This is a genomic window from Psychrobacillus sp. NPDC093180 (assembly GCF_044754065.1).
GTDB lineage: Bacteria > Bacillota > Bacilli > Bacillales_A > Planococcaceae > Psychrobacillus.
The window spans coordinates 86,227-106,114 of the sequence record NZ_JBIVOJ010000014.1 but is presented as its reverse complement, the minus strand read 5'-3'; the positions used below and the strand labels follow the sequence as shown (position 1 = coordinate 106,114).

The window sequence follows — 19,888 nt, the reverse complement described above, 5'->3', positions numbered from 1 at the left end:
TGAGCCAGGATCAAACTCTCCATAATAGAGAACTTAAAAAGCTCATTTTGTTTTGCTGGCATCATCATTAAATGATGTCATAATTGTTTTGCTATCAGACTAACAAGTTAATCTGATAGCTTATATCTTAACGTTTTGCATGTTCAGTTTTCAATGTTCATTTTTCGCCACCACCGATTATTCGGGGCAACTTTTATATGATAACAAGTTCAGTTGTCGTTGTCAACAACTTTTAATATCGTTTTTAAAAATTAGTAATTAAAACGACAGGTGATTATCATATCACCCTCTAAATATTATAGCAAGTTTTTTCTCGAAATTTCTTAAAAAAATGTCGAACAATCGATCTATATATAGAAGAAACTCATTTCACGTATTTCCTCTCACTAAGAAGAGGCCGACCAAATGTTACAGTAACAGAAGAGTTTAAGATCCCCTAAGACCGTAGTAGTTATAAGTACACCTTCAAAATTTAAGATTTGAATTTCTTTTATTTTTCACTCTCTGATATTTTCAAGTTTAGATGTTTCATCAAACGGTGCCTATCCATTCTTTAGTTTAAGCAGCACAGGCAGATCTAAAACTTGATCATTCATTGCTTTTTTTCGACGGAAGAGAGGGTACTCCCACTCTTTTATAATTTTGATCGTAGACGAGTAAATAGACAAAAATAAGTATTTTAAGCCCCCTTAAAAGTTACTTTAAGGGGGCTAGTATTTTGTCTATAAAACGGTGGTTAAATAGAATTTTTAAGTTATTTTACTCATAGCTACTTCATGATAGTAGTCTTCCATATCTCGTTGGTGTTCTTTATACTCCTCTTTAGTTAATTCAAATATTTCTTGGTCAATGATTTCTAGAGTACCGGGTAGGTGTTTATCAAAAAAGACAATAGAATTTTGGTAAGTGAATTTAATATTGGATATTAGAATATCAACTTCTGAACTATCAATTGATATTGAATGGTGAGTAATCATATTTCTATAATCATTCAGATATCTAACAGCTCCTTCTAGATCTTCGCTTATTGTCGTTTCATAAATATATTTAACTCGTTCAAGAGCTTCAATAAGAGTAATTGTTTTTAATTTTTTCCCCTTTTCAACATCAAAAACACCATGCAAGTTATTTCTATTTTGAACAAATCCTTCGCCAGGAAGATTGGTGCATATTTTTTTCTTTCATTATTAAATGATTTTGACTTGTAATTTCTTACAAAATAATTCTACAGATTTGTCCTAGCCAAATCATTTTTCTTTGTTTTGAAGTATACACAATAAAAATGAGTAAATAATACCTCCAAATAACATTTATGGGGGATTAGATATGAGTGTTTTATACACAATTGAAGATCTGAAAAGTATTGCTGCACAAAAAGGGGGTAGTTGCTTATCCAAAACTTATACAAAAGTAAAGGATAAATACCATTGGAAATGTATTTGCGGACATGAGTGGGAGGCTAGTTTTAACAATATTCTATACTCTAATAATTGGTGCCCTTCCTGCAATGGTAATACTAAAGGCACTATTGAAGAAATGCAAAATATTGCTATAAAAAAAAATGGGCAATGCTTGTCTAAAGAATATATTAATAACAAAACTAAATTACTTTGGGAATGTGAATTTGGGCATCAATGGCCCGCAACTCCTGATAGCATTAAAAATAAAGATTCTTGGTGCAAAGAATGTAATAATCCAACTTATAATTTGGATAAAATAAAGCAAATTGCTGTTAATCGCGGAGGAATATGTCTTTCAGATACGTATATAAACTGTAGCGTGGAAATGACATGGGAATGTGAATTTGGACATCAATGGGAGACAGCAGCTAAAAATATACTCAAAGGGCATTGGTGTCATACATGTTCAAATTCATTACCAAAAGATCTTGAGCATTTACAAGAAATCGCAGAAAGTCGTAATGGAAAATTATTATCTAATGAATATAAAGGTATGCAAGCTACCTATGATTGGGAATGTGAAAATGGTCATCAATGGCCTGCACCAGGCGGTGCGGTAAAAGCTGGTCGCTGGTGTCACGAATGTCGAAAAATCTCATTAAGTGAGTTAAACTCAATAGCTGAATCCAAGGGTGGTAAATGCCTTTCTACTATATACTTGGATGCAAAATCCCCCATCAGATTTGTATGTAAAGAAGGACACAAGTTCGAGCTTCTTCCGACAAATGTTAAAAATAAAGATGCATGGTGTACAAATTGTAATTATTCAATCAATGAAGAAAAATGTAGATTTATTTTTCAAAAACTATTAGGGTCCACATTTATTAAAACCCGTAAAATCTTAGGTGATTCACTAGAGCTTGATGGATATTGTGAGTTATCAAATCAATTAAAGATTGGTTTTGAATATCAAGGCGAGCAACATTATAAATTTAATAAGTACTTTCATGGAAATGCTGAAGGATTTATGAAACAAATAATTCTCGACTTAGAAAAAAGGCATCGTTGCAAGGAGTTAAACATTCATTTAATTGAAATCCCCTACAATCATCCCGAAGAATTAAGTGATTTTATCAAACATGAATTAATTAAGCGTAACATCCCTTATAACGAGAAGATAGAAATTAGTACGGACTTGGTTTACAAATCTAAAAGTAAAATAGCTTATCTGAAATCTCTTGCAAAATTGAATAGCGGCGAACTCCTAACTAACCATTATGAACATTATTTGACCAAACTCGACTTCAAGTGCCACAAGGGCCATACTTTCCAACTAAAACCTTATGAATTAGAAGTACTCGGTAAATGGTGTAAACATTGCAATTCTGAGAAACGGCGTCAAATACATTTTGAAGAATTACTTAAAATCGTTCATGAAAGAGAAGGAACTTGTTTATCTAATGAGTACATTGATTCAAAAACACCTTTAGTTTTCCGTTGTAAGGAAGGTCATAAATGGCATACTATACCATGCGTAATAAAAAAAGGACATTGGTGTCCAGATTGTGCAATTAATAAGCGCCGGAAAACAATCTAAGTAACTCCACTTACAGAACGAGCGGTTTCATTTATACGTAAGCGTCTTATAGAAGAAGATTTTTGTGATACTCCTCCCTAGAGCTTGAATTTCTGGGGGGATTTTATTTGTAGAAAAAAGAAAAAATTTGGATAATTAGTATTAACGAATATCAGGAAAGTGGAAAGTCACTAAAACAGTAGTGATCAGATTCAGATATCACGATTCATTTAGTATGATCTACTGGCTTAGATGTGATTACGCTAAGCGATAATAAGAAATTTATGCATAAGTTTATATTTAGATATAAATTTCAATTTTATTGCGATAAATTTGCGACAAACCAAAAATATATAAAAAAACACCCCAACCATTTCTGGAAGGAGTGCTCTATAAACATTGCTATTATAAGCTTTTTAGATAAGCCGCCTTTGCCGTATTTTATTAGAAAGTTTTAAACCACCACTCCTCAAAGTGGGTGTTCGCAAAAGCTATCTTGCATGTCCTTATTGTCAAAAGAGAATAAGGCCTGTCATTCCAGCTTCTATATAAAACTCCCTGTTACAGCATAAAGGTTAAAACTTAATATCCATACGTACAATGCAGCTCGTATTTATATAATAAACCTATTCCCTGCGAAAATCAACGGAAATGATTGGCACAGATTATTACTTTTAGTTAGTGTGCATCTGGGAAAACTCTTTTTACCGTATCCGAAAACTCTTCAAAAAATCCTTCTACAGGTTCATTAGCTCTAATTTTCTCGCCGTATTCATTAAATTGTTTAGTGAAATCTGGATTCGTTGTCACATATACATTATTAAAGTTTGCATTTGCCGCTCTAGCTTCATCTGCAACTTTATTTTCCAATTCTTCGCTCGCGTCTACCCCATCTTTCAGGTCAACAGCAACATATGCATTGTTATCTGTCACAAATACACTTGCACCTTTTACTTCTTCCATTCCTTGGATTTTGTCAGCCACATCATCCGCTAACTCTACTTTATGACCTTCGTGACCATTTGTATCATCCGTGTCCGTATTAACTGTATCGGTGTCCGTATTGATGTTTGTATCTGTCACATTATCCGTTGTAGTTGCACTATTGTCAGCGACATCATCATTTTTGTTATTTGTCCCACACGCTGCTAATGATCCAACAAGAAGCATCATCATAGAAATTTGAAGCAATTTATTCATACTAATTCCTCCTTTTAATCTAACTACTCGAGGATAGTGTGCGTAATTTTTTACTATTTATTCATTTATTTTTCTAATATTGGAGGGTAAAATCGAGCTTTTTTCATAGTGGAATAATGAGCTAGGGGACGCTTCATACTAAAATTCTCTTTTAAAAAAGGAGCCATTGTATTCTCATAAACAAGCCCATTTACATTTTGCAGTCTCCAGGGAGTATGGCTTATATCTACCCGGAACAACCGTCCTTTTGTTTTCGTCCATAGGCTATATCTTTCTGTTAGCCAAGTATTAAGCCGAGTACTTTCCAATGGTTTAGTGATTGGTTCGAATGTAGTTAGGATATTTTCATTTTGGCGTTCGTATTTGCTGTAGAGTGAAAATATTTTTTTGTGCTTTTTAAAACTTATTTTAGCGTTACGATACGGTAAAAAATCACCCAAATTCGCTAACTCCACAATTAAGGGATGATTAGCATCTAAACTGAAGAAATAAACACCCGTTTTTCCTTTGTAAGTAACATACGTTCGAACGTTTAGTTCTAAATAAGATTTGAACCCAGGTAAAGGAGGGATGAATCTTGGGCGATTTCCTTTCACTTGGAAAAATACTATTCCAATCCATGCTTGATGATTATATAAATCCAGTTCTAGTTCTGCAGGGATATATTTGCATATTTTCTCAGGAGAAACCGGCCAATGCAGAAACAATACGTGATGCCATTCCTGAGTCATGATCCAAGTTTTTTTCACATGAAGTTTCTCCTTTCATACGAGATAACATGCTTATAGTGCCCTATTTTTTATTCCTCAAACACAAAAACCCCTTTCTATTAAAAAAGGGGTTGAAACTTGTTTCTTTAAGCATTTAAATCCTTACCGAAAATAGAAACATTTTGCCGATTGAATACAAATTCCTGTCCATCCCATTTCCATTCATTTTGAACGTATCCCAATGCATCCGCGTGATATCTACCTGCAATTTCTTGATAAGACAGGAGCTCATAAGTGCCATCCCTTGCATAATCAACCGGATATAAACCACTAATCGGGTCTACCCATCCTTCTATCGGTTCTTTTAGCGTACCGTCCTTATTATAAATTTCCGATAAATACTCTTCTCCTTTGTACATTAAATCTAGTGTGTATTCCTTCTTTGGATTCGAGCTAGTTACTGTTACTTTATAATGGTCTCGGTAGTTAACTTCATATTTGGAATGCTCATTATATACATCGGTATCAAATATTTGTTTCATTTCCCCATCTAAAAATGCAAATACATATGCATAAATCGTTCCGCCACTTCCACCAGTATCAATCACTATTTGTATGTCATCTACATGATTTCCAGTAAAATCACCGAGAAAAATCGTTGGGTTATATCCCATATTTTCCTTCAAAGAAATACTTTCATACATATTGGTTTTTCCATTAAGTATTACAAGGGTAATGTTTTTCCAAAGTGGACTTCCCTCTGTCATTTCCCCGGTTAAATAGACAGTATCCTGGACTCCATCACCGGTTACATCTCCCATCGCCCAATCTATTACAACTGGTCTATCTGAATTTGTTGTCCCCTGTTGTTTTAAGATTTCCTCTCTTTTTTCTGTTAGCACTTCTTTTGATGGATAAGGAGAAGAAAAAGATAGAGCTTTATCAATAGAAGCTAAAGCTTGATCCAGCTCTCCCGCTTTCCTTTGAGCATCAGCCAAGTAGTACCAGTAATAAGAATAATCATTTGTTTGTAGTAGCTTTTCATAATAGGCTGCGACTTTTTTAAAATAATATGGATAGACATCTTTTGCCTGTACAAGATTATTTTTATCAACCCGATAAACTTCCACTTTATAAGCTTCCCCGGTATCATGCGTCCAAATAGCAAGTTCATACTTGCCGTCTTTGTTCATATCTTCTGTTTCCAACTTACTATAGACAATATCATTCGTAGGTAACCAGACAAAACCATTATTTGTCCATTGCAGTAAATTTAATTGGGACCATATACTACCTTGTTGCCAACCAATGATTAGCGTATTTACACCAGTATCTGTGAGTGGTAAGGCTACTAAATCTGAAATACCATAACCACTTCCACTTATCATAATTAATGGCTGCCACTGATTGTTTCTGTTTTTTAATATTAAAATATAGTTTTTCCCTTGATACTGGAACGCCCCGATTAACTCAGCCACCTGATCCCCATCGATATCTGCTACTATCACTGCTGGTTTCTTTTCAGGCTGTTGTAATTCTAATACAGTTGCAGTTTGCGGCAAAAATTGTTTAAACATCTTTATATAATCGTTCATCATACACCCCTTCTACACATCATATGCAGAAATTTGGGCAAATGTGGCCAATTAGTTTAAAAATAAAGTGATTGATCTTTTCATTAGAATTAATGGTACGGATTAGACTTAGCCAAACCATAAAGATACAACTACTACTAGAGCAGACACTACTTTCCATCCTTGCATACCGAGATATATGAGGGCTTTTGTAACATTTGTAATCAAACTGTAAAGTTCCCCGACAAACCTTTTAGTGGCAAGGCTTCCTTCCTGTCATATTCTTGCGTGGAATAATCTACCTAAAAGTAGTTATACTTTTACATGCTAAAATCAGTGCAGTGAAAGCCACCAATAAAAATTCTGGAGGGACATAATGAAAAAAAAATTCGTCACAACTACATTATCAGTCGTAATCGGTTTTAGTGCATTAGGGGTTTCTCCTACTGTTATTCATCCAATAGATGCTTCAGCTGCAGCCGTTAATAGTCAGCATAATCAACAAGCAGTAGAAGCAAAGGCCAATCAATTAATTCAAACAGCTAAGAGTTTAATAGGCAAAGCTACTTATAGTAATACAGTGTACAAGGATACATATCCTTACAAATTTTCATGTGCAAGTTTTCTAATGTACATTTTCGAGAAAAATGGAGTAGACCTTGGAACGTATAATGAAGATTATATGATGAAACAAGGAACAGCCGTTTCCAGAACTCAACTACAAAAAGGGGATCTTCTTTTCTTTGATAGCAGAGGTGGTAAAGTGCCAAATCACGTTGCCATGTATATAGGGAACAATAAAGTCATTCACATGGCAGACCCAAAACAAAATATTGTTATTTCAGACTTAAACAGTAAGCCATATTATAAAGATAACTATATTACAGCAAGAAGAGTATTACCGACTCTACTTCCTGCAAACCCTGCAACTAAAGGGGATAACATCGTTGCAAAAACGATCAGTTTAAAGAGTAAAGTGAAAATGGGTAATGTCAATAATTCTGCAGCATTACGTTTCACTGCTACTGGATTTGTGGATTATGTATACAAAGCAAATGGTGTTAAATTAGGGACAACTAATATGAAAGAACTAATGAAAAAAGGGACAACCGTGTCTCGCTCCAACTTAAAGAAAGGTGATTTAGTTTTCTTTAACAGTACTAAAGGATCTAAAACACCAACTATGGTAGCAATTTACGCGGGGGATCACCGTATCATTATTCCAAATTCAAACGGAGTTATAACAAGAGTGCTATTTGTTGATTATTATAATCAGCATTATATAACAGCAAAACGCGTTCTTTAAGTCACTATAATTTAAGAGGGAAGGAAAGTGGTCCGCCACTTCCCTTCCCTCTTTTTCGATATCTTAAAAGCTGTGAAAACAAAAGAAGTATTCAATGCGTAGTGCCTGAATGCTTCTTTTTTATCGTTCTATTATTTTCTTTTATTTTCTTTCAAGCTATTGGCGAAGTCAATCATCGATCGGCTCGACATTGGACCTTTTATCAATAATATGGAATTTTCGTCAAGGATAGGCTCTAATACATCAATAGCCCCTTTGACATCTTTGAAAATATGGACTGTGGCCTCTGTTCCTTCTTTCTTTGCTTGGTTTGCTATATCTTCTGCTTTGCTCCCTATTGTAATAAGTGTATGAATGTTTCTTTTTGCAACCATACTTCCAATTTCCCGATGATATTTCTTTTCAAAGTTTCCTAATCGCTTAATATCGCCGAGTACAAGGATGACCTTTTTCCCCTGCCCAATAGAATCTAGCACCTTTAATGCAGCTTCGACAGATGTAGGATTATTTGTCCAAGTATCATCTATAATTGTACTTCCACCTAGTCCATCTGAAAACTCTAAGTGTCTTGTCATATTTTTAAAGGTCGCTAATTGGGAAATGGCTTCATCTATATCCATCCCCATTTCGTTTACAGCTGCGATTGCTGCAAGCGCATTATATACTTGATGTTCACCATATCCTGGTATAAATGCATTATATTTTTTATTGGATATATGAATTTGAAAATTCATTCCATTATTTGCAAATTTAATATTGGAAGCTCTAAAATGAGACTTCTCACTTACTCCAAAATAGATTATTTTTCCTTTAAATGATTGTAAAGGAACTTTTTTTGTATTGGCATCATCGGCATTTAGTATTAATGTGCCGTTTTTCTTTATGCCATCCACTATCTCTGACTTCGCTTTTATATATCCTTCCAGATTTCCACAACCATCTAAATGATGAACGCCGATATTTGTAATAATTCCGATTGTCGGCTGATAAATATTGCACTGATGTTTTATATTCCCGGTATTACCCAATCCAAGCTCAAAAACAGCTGCATTTGTGTTTTCAGCAATGCCCATCAAATAAGGCAAAGATTGACGTGGTTCGTTTTTGCTGCTAATTGATGCTTGCACATTCCATCTTTTACTTAAAATATGTTTGATCATTTCCTTCGTTGTAGTTTTACCACATGTCCCTGTTATTGCAACAACTGGTATTTGAAATAGATTTCTATAGTGGTCCATAAATTTCCAATACGCTTGCACGAGACTTCTTACTCTTATAACGGTTGTATCCGATAGAGCATTTTTCAATTCTGAGGAAGGCTTATCTGAAATCACAAGAGATGGTCCCTTATTATTAATTTCCTGCCAGTTAATAGAATCACTCCTGCTTACAAACATTAGCGAATTTCGTTTTGTTAGTTCATGCCGATTATAGTAAATAGCATTACTTACATTCCAAAGTTCGGAACCACTTATTAGTTCCCCTTGTAATAAATTTCGGATTTCTTTCACACGTAAAGGTTTCATAGTACCCTCCTTCCCTCTGTATAGTATGAAATCAGTTTTTAGATGATTAGGTATGAAATGTGCACAGTGTTTGTCCATCTTTTTAAATTTATTTATCACCAATATTTCCGAACAGTATTATTAGTAGCTTGGTGCAGTAATGAATTATTTCTTCTTCCTCAATAATGCAGCTAACTCAATTATAGGTTGGCTGTACATATCTCCCTTAATCAGAACAATTGTATTGGAGTCTATAATTTTATTTAATAGATTTAAAACGAGGACTTCATTCCTAAATGTGTAGACCGGTGAAGTTAAACCTCTCTTTACCGCATGTTCTGCTATTATGCTCGCATGCTCTCCTATCGTAATGAGTACATCCACTCCATTCTGGTAAATTAAATCTCCTGCCTGTTCATGAATAATATAACCCCATGAACCTAAATCAGTAATTGTCCCTATGATTGCTACCTTCTTTTTTCCTTTGCCAATTTCATTTAATACTTTTAATGCTGCTTCTAAAGAGGTTGTTGTTATACTCCATGTATCATCTATAATCACAGAGTCATTTATACCATCCACCACTTGCAGTTGCTTATTGAACTTCCGAAACGTTTTTAATTGATAAGCAGCTTCCGGGATAGTTACTCCCATTTCATAAACAGCCGCAATAGCTGCAAGCGCATTATAGACTTGATGAACCCCCAGCCCAGGTACATATACTTGATAATTTCTCTTCTTGTGCTTAACACTGAATTCCATACCGTCTTGACAGTACTGAATATTACGAGCTCGAAAATGACAAGATCTATGAGTCCCTACTTTTATAATTTTGCCTTTAAAGCTACTCATATTAATCTTGCTTGTATTGCTATCCTCCGCATTTATAATTAATATTCCTGCCGGATTAACAATTTGTAACATCTCTCCTTTCGCCTCAATATAGGCTTCTAGCGTTTTACAATAATTTAGGTGATGTGCTCCGATATTCGTAATGATCCCTATGGTAGGTTTGAAATATTCCCCTGCTTTTAATACATCCCCTGGTGAACCAACAGCCGTTTCAAAAATAGCCGCATCCGTTTCTTCATCTATGCTCAAAAGATACTGCAAATTTGCCGTTCTAGAATTACTAGTAAGACTTGTAGCTGTAACTATCCTATCTGCTGAAAGAATATGCTTGATCATTTCTTTTGTTGTTGTTTTTCCTGAGGTTCCTGTTATGGCTACCACAGGGATATGAAATAGACTGCGATAGTAGTGAACAAATTTCCAATATGCTTCGTCGGCATTCGTTACTTGGATGACAGTTACATTCTCAGGAATTTCATCTTTATTATATTTCCACTCTGTTGCAAGCACTAAAGGGAAAAACTTTTTAAGGCTTCTCCAGTCGATAATTCTTTTATCTGTAAAAAGTATGGTATTTTGATTTTTTATTTGTTTTAAACGGTATGCTCCATATTTTACTAGCACTTCATCAGAACCTTGCACCAACTCACCAGAGATGATTGTTCTTATATTGCCGACTGTATGGGATTTCATTTGCTTATTCACACTCCTTTCCTCTATATAATATGTTTTTAAACGGAAGTTGACTGGATAAATGGAACATAATTGCGTGATACATAACTATGCCAAAGCTAGAACATGTCATAAATATAGAAAGAAACATATTAATGAAAATTTTGAGAAGGGAGTGAGCCGTTTGAAAGCAATTATTTTTATCAGCACAAACAAATCCGGATCTAGCAGGGAAGCGATTAAAGCAGCTGGAGATTTAGGATACTTTACCATCCTTTTCACAAATAACGAGAAGCAAATCCAACAAAGACAGGAATATACAGACGTCCATAAAATGGTTTTTGTAAACACATACGAGCTAGACGATATGAGAGAAGAAATTTTTAAGTTACAAAAAGTTGGTGTCGATATAAAAATCATCGTTAGTTTTGTTGATCCTTTTGTTCATACCGCTTCTATCCTTTGTGATGAATTTTGTCACAATTATGTTCTGTCCAAAGCCATTGAAATAATGGAAAATAAAGAGGAGACACGGTCGGTTTTAAAAGATCAGCCCTATACCCCTAAATTTTTCTTGATCAACCCAGGCGATTCAATTCCTATAGAAACGATATGTGAACAGTTTGATTTTCCTATTATTATAAAATCACCCAAATCCACCGGATCTAAAGACGTATTGTTAGCCGAAGGAAAAGAACAACTAAAAAAACATATTGAAAATCTTCTAAGTAAGAATCCAGATACCACCATAATGATTGAAGAATATATAGATGGTGATCAATATTTGGTAGAAGTAATCGTTCACAAACATAAACCTCGTATTGTTGCAATTCTTGAACAAGAAATTACAAAGAACAAGCGATTTATCATTACAGGTTATGGTGTGCTTGCAAATGTTCCTTTAACGATTAGAAAAGGAATTGAAAATGTTCTGCAATCCATTATTCAAGAGCTCAATATTGAAAATGGCGCTTTACATTTGGAAATCCGTTTAGCCAAGAATGGTTGGAAACTCATCGAGATTAATCCAAGAATTTCCGGAGGTGCCATGAACAAAATGATTCAAGCAGCATTCGGAATTAATTTAGTAGAAGAGACGCTTAAATTATATTTAGGAAAAAGTCCTGCTCTATTACCGAAATTTAAGAAATTTGTTTTTACCAAATATGTTATTGCCACAAAGAAAGGAATACTAGCTAAAGTAACTGGTAAAGCGAGGGCTAAAAAATCGCCGGGAGTCGTAGAGGTTTACGTGAAGCCTAAAAAAGGAACTCTTTTAACGCCACCATTATCCATGGGACATCGATATGCTTATGTAATTGCTGTTGGCAGTAGTTTAGAAGAAGCCAAAAAACTTGCAAATACAGCAGCAAGCGAAATTACTTTCCATTTAGAAGAGGAGTAAAACTAAGAACACCTTACAGGTGCTCTTTTTTTAATTTTATCAATAAAAGTGTAGTTCCCTAGCTAAGATGGAAAGATAAATCAAGTGACGAACGTTATAGGGAAACTGCGCGGTAGTAAGTTGAAGAAAGTGACCGCTTGTATTTAGCACGGTGGCGCTTCGCTTTCCCGCAATAGTCTCGCGCCGCCGCACTAAATCCCTCCAATTAAGTAGTTGCAGAATAAGTATCTCCAATAAATGGCTAAGGGCAATCAAACAGCTGTCGAAAGCAACCAAACAATTGTTGAGAGCAACTAGGTCTAGGCTGAAAGCAATCAAATTACTCCTGAGAGCAACCAATTTTCATAAAACAAGTTTACTTGGAGTGAGACGCCGATAAATACCGTGCAGTATCCCTATATGAACGCATCATAAAAAATTCCATAAGTCTTATCCAAATACAAGAAACCTGATTAACGCTCCTTTAGTAAGAGTGTTATTCAGGTTTCTTTAAGATTATTCTTTAAACGTTTGATCCAAAAACTTGACTGTATCAAACATATTCGTTTTACTTGCTCCTTTGATCAAAATCGTATCGTCTTTCTCCACAATTTCTGCCAATAATTCATGTAATTGTTCCTTATTTAAAAAATGATAAACATTTTTAGAGGGAAATCCTTTTGCTTTCGCTTGAGCTCCAATTTCTTCCGTTCTAAATCCATAGGTGATTAATATATCAATGCCTTTTTCTTGAACGTAATCGCCGACTTTCCGATATTCTTGTTCTCTTAACTCCCCTAGCTCTCTCATTTGACCAATAATTGCTATTTTTCGTTGTTTCCCTATATTAGCTAGTACATCCAACGCAGCACGTACTCCTTGTGGATGAGAGTGGACAGTGTCATCAATTACTGTAATGTTGTCCCGACAATTATATATTGTTAATCTTCTAGGCGGTTTTCTAAAAATTAACCCGGCTTTAATTTCCATTGGGGTGAATCCTAAATAGTCAGCCACAGCAATCGCATTTAAAGCATTGTATACATGATGCTCCCCTAAAATAGGGATAAATAGTTCAATTTCTTGTCGCTGCAGTCTCATTTTGAAACTCATACCATTCTCTTTATATTGAATCTTATAGGCCCTGTAGTTAGCTGGTGATTTTGTACTGACCGTCATTATTTTCCCTTTAAATTGCTGAGTCTCCAAATACTTAGAGTTTTCATCATCTTTGTTTACGACGAGGATACCTTCTTGATCCATCCCGTGAATTAGTTCAGATTTTGCATGAGCGACTCCTCTAATATCACTATCAAAGTTTCCGACATGTGCAAGACCGATATTGGTCACTATGCTAATGTTTGGTCTAATAATGCTACAATGTTCCGTGATAACCCCTGGATAAGCCATACCATATTCTAATACTACCGCCTCGTGAGCATCATTAATTTCTGCAGCATGTTTTTTGGTATGCTCCGTTGTATTCCAATAATCTTTGGATTCAAAAATGTTCCACCTCTTAGACAATATCGATGCAAGGAATGCCTTAGTCGTTGTTTTACCAGCGCTTCCCGTTATCGCAATGATTGGTATTTCTCCTTTTTCTTCGATCTTTTTCCTCTTTACTTTGCTAATTTCCTTTTTTATTTTCGATTGATTTTCTGCTATAAATTTTGCATATTGAATGGAATGGATTACTACATCTAGTTCCAAATAAAAAGCAGGAGGACAGCCTGGACGCCAGTTTACTTCGTAAATCCAAATTTTTAAATTTTCATCTAGTCCAACGTCAATTCCTATTTCATCGATAACTTCTCCATATTTCACCATTTGTATTTCATCTAAATGATTAGCTAACGACAACGAAAAGTGCTCAAGCATCCGTCTAATATCAAATGCTTCTTCCTTAAATTCCTGTAGCAAAAATGGATCTAAATAATTTGTGAAACCACCATTATTAATATTGGGAATGATAGATCCATTTGGAGCGACTCGTGGATAAATAGTAGTAATCACCCACTTGCCTTCGCCATTTTTTTGGACATGAAGCCTAAAATCATACACTTGACCAGATTTATTGACCGATTGTATATATGGTTGAACTATAAAAGTGCCGGACGATAGCTTATCCTCCAAAAATACATTCAGCTGTTCCCTTGTATAAAATACATTATCTGAGTCCTTCCTCACTTCATAACCCTTTTCTATTTCAGAAATAAAAAAGATTCCTTTCCCCTTTCTTCCATCAATCGGTTTAAGGACAACTTTATGAAAAGAAGAGATGAACTTGTAAAAATTCTCTACATTCTTTACCACTTCAGAGGGGATTAAGTAGCTTGCAAATTCCTTTGCCTCCATTAGGCGTTCAGTTATATTCCACTTATTACCTATCGAGTTTGTAGTAAATGGGATTTCACTTTTCAATTTATCAATGATTTCTTTTGACTTCGCTAATTTTTCAGGGCTCCCTGCATTATAAATAACATCTGGAAAAGGCATTATTTTCTCTTTCCAGCTACCATTTTCATAAACTTGACCTCGAATAGATCGATTCACAAAATTTACTACACCTGGTGAAAAGTAAAAAAAGTTGACCCCCTCCGCCTTAGCGACTGCAGCATATGCATATGACTTGATGACGGATTTTGGATCTTTACGATGGTGCAGCATTCCTATTGTTGTCATTTAATATTCTCCTTTTAACATTCGTGTGATTATATTTGTATTAAATTCATCCATCTTGCATTGGATACGGACAAACGTTCAGTTTTTTAAGTAAAAATAAAAAACACCCCAAGACTTGTAGGGTGAAGAGGTGCCATTACCATTTCGGCTCAATAATTATTTTTCTTGTTAACAATTCGGTCTCCAATAGTTGTATGGCACAAATACGTGACAAATCAACATTCTTGCATATAGATGTTTTTTCTAATCTAACCAAATCACAAAAAGAATTAGAGTAATTCCCTTCAATATCAAGAGGACGTAGTAACGAAATTGTTGTACAACATCTTTCTTTATCGATGGACTCTATTCTAAAATAAATTGTTTCAAAACACTCTTCCGTACTGCTAAAGCTTAATGGGTCCCCTGTTTTGGTTATTAAGAGTAAGGGAATCGTATCGGTACCTGCTATTTTGGCAAGTAATCGACCGAAAAATTTCGTTTGGGAATTATTTAATAAATCCTGGAGCAATTTTAATTCACAGAGTGCATCACATATACATTGGTTACTTTTTATTTCGCTGCTCAATTGATTTTTCAACCCCCTTCCTACTCTTAGTACTTATAATATTACGGCTTGAGAAGGTTACACGGGTAAACAGACTACCTTATTGAACCACTGTTGCTTTCAAAAAGGTTCTAGATAAAATTTAATTTCTTTTGCAGCTTCTAAGGCAATCTCTTCTGCTTGTTCCGCTGTTTCTGAAACAGCAATGACACATGCATAGCGATTTCCCATTGAATATGGGCTCGTTATAATTCTTCCTTCAAGCGGTTTAATGTGAACATGTCTCACACCTTCATGCATTAAAGCCTGTTCTTTTCCGGAAATTTTGAGTAGTTTTCCACGGGAACCTATTGTTAAATATTTGGCATACACTTGCTTTTTCTTCTTTTCTAGTAAAATAGGCTCCTCACCTAAATATATTTTTAAAATTTGTTCTAACAGATTAATCCCGGTTCCTTCTTCGATAATTCTATTCATCTCTCCTCCAGCCATTCTCGGATTTATTTCTATTAGTTTCCATTCACCACTAACAAGTTTCATTTCCATATGACAGGATCCATTCTCAAGACCTATTTCTTCTATAATTTTGGAAATGCAAGCATATAAACTGCGATATTCATCCATATCGACTTTCCCAGGAAAACTATAACCAGTAACGATAAATCTGCCATTGTATAACACTTCCTGCTCCACTAATCCGAGGAACTTAATTTCATTTTTATAAACCAAAATTTCAATAAGATACTGTGGTCCTTGTAAAAATTCTTCTATTAAAAATGGGTAATGTGGGTGATTTTTTTTTAGTAACGATAAAGCATTTACTAGCTTTTCTATCGTTTCAACAAGTAGTACATCCTTTGAACCATTTGATATTGGGGGTTTTATAATAAAGGGAAAGAGGGATTTATATTCTTTTTCAAACTTTTCAAGGGAATCATCTGGCCGAAAAATTGTATAAAAGGGGGTAATCGGAAAGTTCTTTAGTTTTTCCCTTATCGCTATTTTGTTTTCCATTAATCTTAAGGAATCGATGGACGTTTCAGCTAGCTCAAAAGACTTTGATATCCTGGCTGCATAAGAAACATATGGATCAATTAAACTGACGCATGCGCAAATATGCTTCCCTTGTTCCATCAGCCTCGTTATTTCTTCCACCATTTGCTGTTCGTCTAATAAATCTTCCATTAGCACAAACTGATCCACTTCCGAGAAATCAGAATTACTCTTTATGCGCTTAGTCTTGTCCGTGCAAAGAACGACACAATATCCCATTTCTTTTGCTATTTTCAGGGCTTCCTTACTTGTTCCATATTTATAACTTCCAATAAATACAATTGTTCTCATAGGAATAGCCACCTATTCATTTATACACTTTTTCTCTATAAAGTATGTATGGAAAACCATTTAGCCACTACATTCGCCTAATAGGATAATTCTTTTCATTAAGTTGTTTTATAGTGGGTTTTATTGTAGTATTAGTTGTTTACTTTTACTATGTAATATAAATAACGGTAGGTGCTTTTTCATCTATTCGTTAGTAGAAAGTCTGGTGAAAAAATTGAATAAGAAAGCACTCATTTTAGCCTCATTTACAGTCTTTATTTGGGGATCCACTTTTGCAGCAATTAGTTCTAGCTTACACGGTGGCTATTCTGCCGGTCATTTGATATTATTCCGCTTTACCATTGCATCCATTATTTTCGCAATAATTGCATGTTGGCCAGGGGTTAGTTTTCGCTTGCCGAAAAAAGAAGATTTACTCAAAATAGCGTTTCTTGGATGGATTGGAATCAGTTTATATCATATATGTGTAACCTTTGGACAACTGACTATTACTGCCGGCACTGCAGGGATGCTAATCGGTTCTGCTCCCATCTTCACAACTATTATCGCAGTGATCGTATTAAAAGAACGTCTCGGAACGATTGGATGGTTTGGATTAGGATTTGGTTTTGTTGGTATTGTGTTAATCGGAATAGGTACTGGAGATTCCATATTCAACATCTCGCCTGGCGTATTTTTAGTTATTATAGCGGCTATTGCAACTTCCATATTTTTTGTATATCAGAAATCATTACTGTTAAAATACAATCCAATTGAGTTAACCGCTTATTTCACTTGGACAGGTACCATTCCTTTTCTTGTGTTTGTTCCAGGATTGCTAGACGACATCGGGCATGCAACTCTTGAAGCAAATTTGTCCGCAATATACATAGGAGTATTTCCAACAGCCATTGCCTATTTAACTTGGGCGATCGCTTTATCGCTAAGTAAAGCAAGCTCCATCTCTAGCTTACTCTATGCAGAACCGGTTATTGCGATAGTGGTCGCTTGGTTGTGGTTAGGTGAACTACCAACCATTCTTTCTATCATTGGAGGATTTATCGCAATCGCAGGTGTATTAATCGTACATTTGTATGGTAGAAGACGAGGATCTGTTCCCCAAAAAGAAATATAAAATTAGAAAAGCACCTGTTTCTGATCCGATTTAGCTCAAGGTGCGTTAAATGCATAACGCACATGATAGAGAAACTGCGCAGTAGTGAGTGGAATTAAGTGTCCGCCTGGATATAAGGACGGCGGCGCTTCGCTTTCCGTGGGCGAGCGACTGTAGGGTCTCGTCTACCTCTCGCTGCCACAATAAATTTCTGTAATTACGTAGTTGCAGAATAAGTGAATCCAGAAAATGGATAAGGGCGACCAAACAGTTGTCGAAAGCGACCAATTGTAGTTCATGAGCAACCAAACGACGGTTGAGAGCAACTAGTTGCAGTCTTACAGCAACCAAATTACTCCTGAGAGCAACCATTTTTTCATAAAGCAAGTTTACTTGGAATGAGACGACTATTTTGTTGAACTTTATCCGGAATCATTCACCAAAAACTTCCACTTACTTGGCTTTGTCGTGTGAAATCACGGCGGACACAGTATAACCTTATTTTTTCGTTTTATCTATTCTGTGGTATTCGGATATTTGAGTCACTCGAACATTTCGCGTATTCAGTTCATGGTAAATTCCTCTACTATCGGTGAAGGAAATATATTGATCTCGCTCCATTTGAACGAGTTCTTCCGCTTTTTCTTGGGACTCTACATGGATGAATCTTCGAATATAATGCTCTTCATCAAAAAAGTAAGTTATTTTGAATTCTTTCACTGCTACTATCTCCTGTCCCATACTATATTCGTTTGACGTTTTTAAGAATTACTTTGCTATGAGGCATACTTGGCATGCTTACCAGACTGTAACTCAAATCTTGCGAGGGAATTTGATAGGATAGACGATTCGCTAAGTAATCCAAGCTTACCTTCATCACTTCAATTGTGACAAATTCTCCTGCACAGCGATGCCCCATCATATAATCTCCACCGCCTTGAGGAACAAAACTAAAAGGACTCCCCTTCCAATCAGCAAACCTTTCTGGATTGAATGTATCAACATCATCCCAAAGCTCAGCATCATGATTTGTTCCATACAAATCAAGCAAGGTTAGTGTTCCTTCTTCAAATGTGTAATCTTTCCATGTGAATTCTTTCTTTACTCTAGCCGCAACTAATGGGAAAAAAGGATAGTAACGTCGAATCTCTTGTACAAACATATGAGCATACCGGTCGTCACTGTTTTTCAACTTTTCACTTTCCTTAGGATTATGATGTACTGCCAACGCCGTAAAATTAATGAATATGGCAATAGCCACAATCGGTCGTAATATATTGACCAATTCCACAGCAGCTATTTCTATATCCAACAATTTTCCTTCTAAATCACGATGCATAGAAAAAGTATATAGCGCAGATTCTTCAGAGCATTTCATCGTTCCTTCTCTTACTTGTACGATCATCTCCTCTATCCACTTTTCCACTTTCTTGCGGGAATGTCGGACTTTCCAATACCCTGGACCTACGGAGATTGGAGACTCAAATAGATTCCCTAACTGATTTGCTCGTTCTAGTACTTCTCTTTCCTCCAATGGTATACCAGCCCATTGGCAAGCTGTGCGGCACATAATTTGTTTGCTTTCTTCATAAAGTATGATCTCTTCTTTAGGTTCCCATTTTTTCGCGGCGTATGCCCATTGGTTGGTAGTAATATTTTTAAGTTCTTCTAGCTTTTCTGGCGTCATTAAGGACATGAACATCTTTTTACGATGGGTATGAGCCTCTCCATCTAAGGTTTGAACCCCTTTTTCACCAAATAATGTTTTCTGCACACGTTTGGGAGCTGCCCCATTTCTTATGAATTTTTCATTATCATAAAAAATCTCTGCTGCTCCTTCTCCTCCCATACAAATTGCTTTTTGCCCTAATAAACGTGTTTCAAATACGTCAGTTGCAAAGCTATGCCTTCTATTTGGAATATACATGTATCCTTCTCTTAACAAGCTTAAACTATTATCTAATCCCTCTTCACGCGGTACTTGTCTAGAACCTGTCATATAATCCGTCTCCTTTTACTTCTCCATAGATTTCTCCCTTT

The 19,888-nt window shown here is 35.5% G+C and carries 15 protein-coding genes and 1 other RNA gene; 4 read left to right on the top strand and 12 right to left on the bottom strand.

Annotated elements, in window-relative coordinates:
• Positions 1 to 749 precede the first annotated feature (749 nt).
• Complete coding sequence (locus ACIP9W_RS18935) at positions 750 to 1,124, bottom strand: hypothetical protein (RefSeq protein WP_400792629.1); 375 nt, start codon at positions 1,122 to 1,124, stop codon at positions 750 to 752.
• Positions 1,125 to 1,326: 202 nt separating this feature from the next.
• Between ACIP9W_RS18935 and ACIP9W_RS18930 the strand changes: the two genes are divergently transcribed.
• A complete protein-coding gene (locus ACIP9W_RS18930; RefSeq protein ID WP_400792627.1) occupies positions 1,327 to 2,997 on the top strand; it encodes a zinc-ribbon domain-containing protein in 1,671 nt (556 codons plus the stop codon).
• A gap of 397 nt (positions 2,998 to 3,394) precedes the next feature.
• Here ACIP9W_RS18930 and ssrS read toward each other — a convergent pair.
• From ssrS to ACIP9W_RS18910, 4 genes are all read right to left on the bottom strand, one after another.
• Positions 3,395 to 3,588, bottom strand: a non-coding RNA gene (ssrS, locus tag ACIP9W_RS18925) — 6S RNA.
• A 66-nt stretch (positions 3,589 to 3,654) separates the two neighbouring features.
• Positions 3,655 to 4,176 carry a YhcN/YlaJ family sporulation lipoprotein gene (locus tag ACIP9W_RS18920; RefSeq protein WP_400792625.1) on the bottom strand — a complete coding sequence of 174 codons (522 nt, stop codon included), beginning with the start codon at positions 4,174 to 4,176 and terminating at the stop codon, positions 3,655 to 3,657.
• A gap of 65 nt (positions 4,177 to 4,241) precedes the next feature.
• Positions 4,242 to 4,925: a YqjF family protein gene (locus ACIP9W_RS18915; RefSeq protein WP_400792623.1), complete on the bottom strand. Its 684-nt coding sequence runs from the start codon at positions 4,923 to 4,925 to the stop codon at positions 4,242 to 4,244.
• Between the two features lie 107 nt (positions 4,926 to 5,032).
• Positions 5,033 to 6,484, bottom strand: coding sequence for a hypothetical protein (locus ACIP9W_RS18910; protein WP_400792621.1), 1,452 nt, complete (start codon positions 6,482 to 6,484; stop codon positions 5,033 to 5,035).
• A gap of 352 nt (positions 6,485 to 6,836) precedes the next feature.
• On the opposite strand from ACIP9W_RS18910, the gene ACIP9W_RS18905 reads away from it, so the two are divergent.
• Complete coding sequence (locus tag ACIP9W_RS18905; protein ID WP_400792619.1) at positions 6,837 to 7,766, top strand: C40 family peptidase; 930 nt, start codon at positions 6,837 to 6,839, stop codon at positions 7,764 to 7,766.
• 131 nt (positions 7,767 to 7,897) lie between these two features.
• On the opposite strand, the gene ACIP9W_RS18900 is transcribed toward ACIP9W_RS18905, so the two are convergent.
• Complete coding sequence (locus ACIP9W_RS18900) at positions 7,898 to 9,292, bottom strand: UDP-N-acetylmuramoyl-tripeptide--D-alanyl-D-alanine ligase (RefSeq protein ID WP_400792617.1); 1,395 nt, start codon at positions 9,290 to 9,292, stop codon at positions 7,898 to 7,900.
• A 144-nt stretch (positions 9,293 to 9,436) separates the two neighbouring features.
• Positions 9,437 to 10,828 (bottom strand): Mur ligase family protein, encoded by a 1,392-nt coding sequence (locus ACIP9W_RS18895; RefSeq protein WP_400792615.1) that lies wholly within the window; start codon positions 10,826 to 10,828, stop codon positions 9,437 to 9,439.
• A gap of 151 nt (positions 10,829 to 10,979) precedes the next feature.
• Here ACIP9W_RS18895 and ACIP9W_RS18890 point away from each other — a divergent pair, with 151 nt between their 5' ends.
• A complete protein-coding gene (locus tag ACIP9W_RS18890; RefSeq protein ID WP_400792613.1) occupies positions 10,980 to 12,200 on the top strand; it encodes an ATP-grasp domain-containing protein in 1,221 nt (406 codons plus the stop codon).
• A gap of 495 nt (positions 12,201 to 12,695) precedes the next feature.
• Here ACIP9W_RS18890 and ACIP9W_RS18885 read toward each other — a convergent pair whose 3' ends face one another.
• The 3 genes from ACIP9W_RS18885 to ACIP9W_RS18875 all read right to left on the bottom strand — a co-directional run bounded on the left by ACIP9W_RS18885 (position 12,696) and on the right by ACIP9W_RS18875 (position 16,755).
• Positions 12,696 to 14,864, bottom strand: a complete 2,169-nt coding sequence (locus ACIP9W_RS18885) for a YheC/YheD family protein (RefSeq protein WP_400792611.1) — start codon at positions 14,862 to 14,864, stop codon at positions 12,696 to 12,698.
• 136 nt (positions 14,865 to 15,000) lie between these two features.
• Positions 15,001 to 15,444, bottom strand: coding sequence for a CotY/CotZ family spore coat protein (locus ACIP9W_RS18880; RefSeq protein ID WP_400792608.1), 444 nt, complete (start codon positions 15,442 to 15,444; stop codon positions 15,001 to 15,003).
• A gap of 87 nt (positions 15,445 to 15,531) precedes the next feature.
• Positions 15,532 to 16,755, bottom strand: coding sequence for an ATP-grasp domain-containing protein (locus ACIP9W_RS18875; RefSeq protein ID WP_400792605.1), 1,224 nt, complete (start codon positions 16,753 to 16,755; stop codon positions 15,532 to 15,534).
• Positions 16,756 to 16,960: 205 nt separating this feature from the next.
• On the opposite strand from ACIP9W_RS18875, the gene ACIP9W_RS18870 reads away from it, so the two are divergent.
• The gene (locus ACIP9W_RS18870; protein ID WP_400792602.1) at positions 16,961 to 17,869 is read left to right on the top strand and encodes a DMT family transporter; all 909 of its coding nucleotides are present in this window, start codon (positions 16,961 to 16,963) and stop codon (positions 17,867 to 17,869) included.
• Between the two features lie 477 nt (positions 17,870 to 18,346).
• Here the strand turns inward: ACIP9W_RS18870 and ACIP9W_RS18865 are convergent, their stop codons facing one another.
• Positions 18,347 to 18,568 carry a hypothetical protein gene (locus tag ACIP9W_RS18865; protein ID WP_400792599.1) on the bottom strand — a complete coding sequence of 74 codons (222 nt, stop codon included), beginning with the start codon at positions 18,566 to 18,568 and terminating at the stop codon, positions 18,347 to 18,349.
• A gap of 22 nt (positions 18,569 to 18,590) precedes the next feature.
• Positions 18,591 to 19,847 (bottom strand): CYP152 family fatty-acid peroxygenase CypC, encoded by a 1,257-nt coding sequence (gene cypC / locus ACIP9W_RS18860; RefSeq protein ID WP_400792597.1) that lies wholly within the window; start codon positions 19,845 to 19,847, stop codon positions 18,591 to 18,593.
• Positions 19,848 to 19,888: the final 41 nt, after the last annotated feature.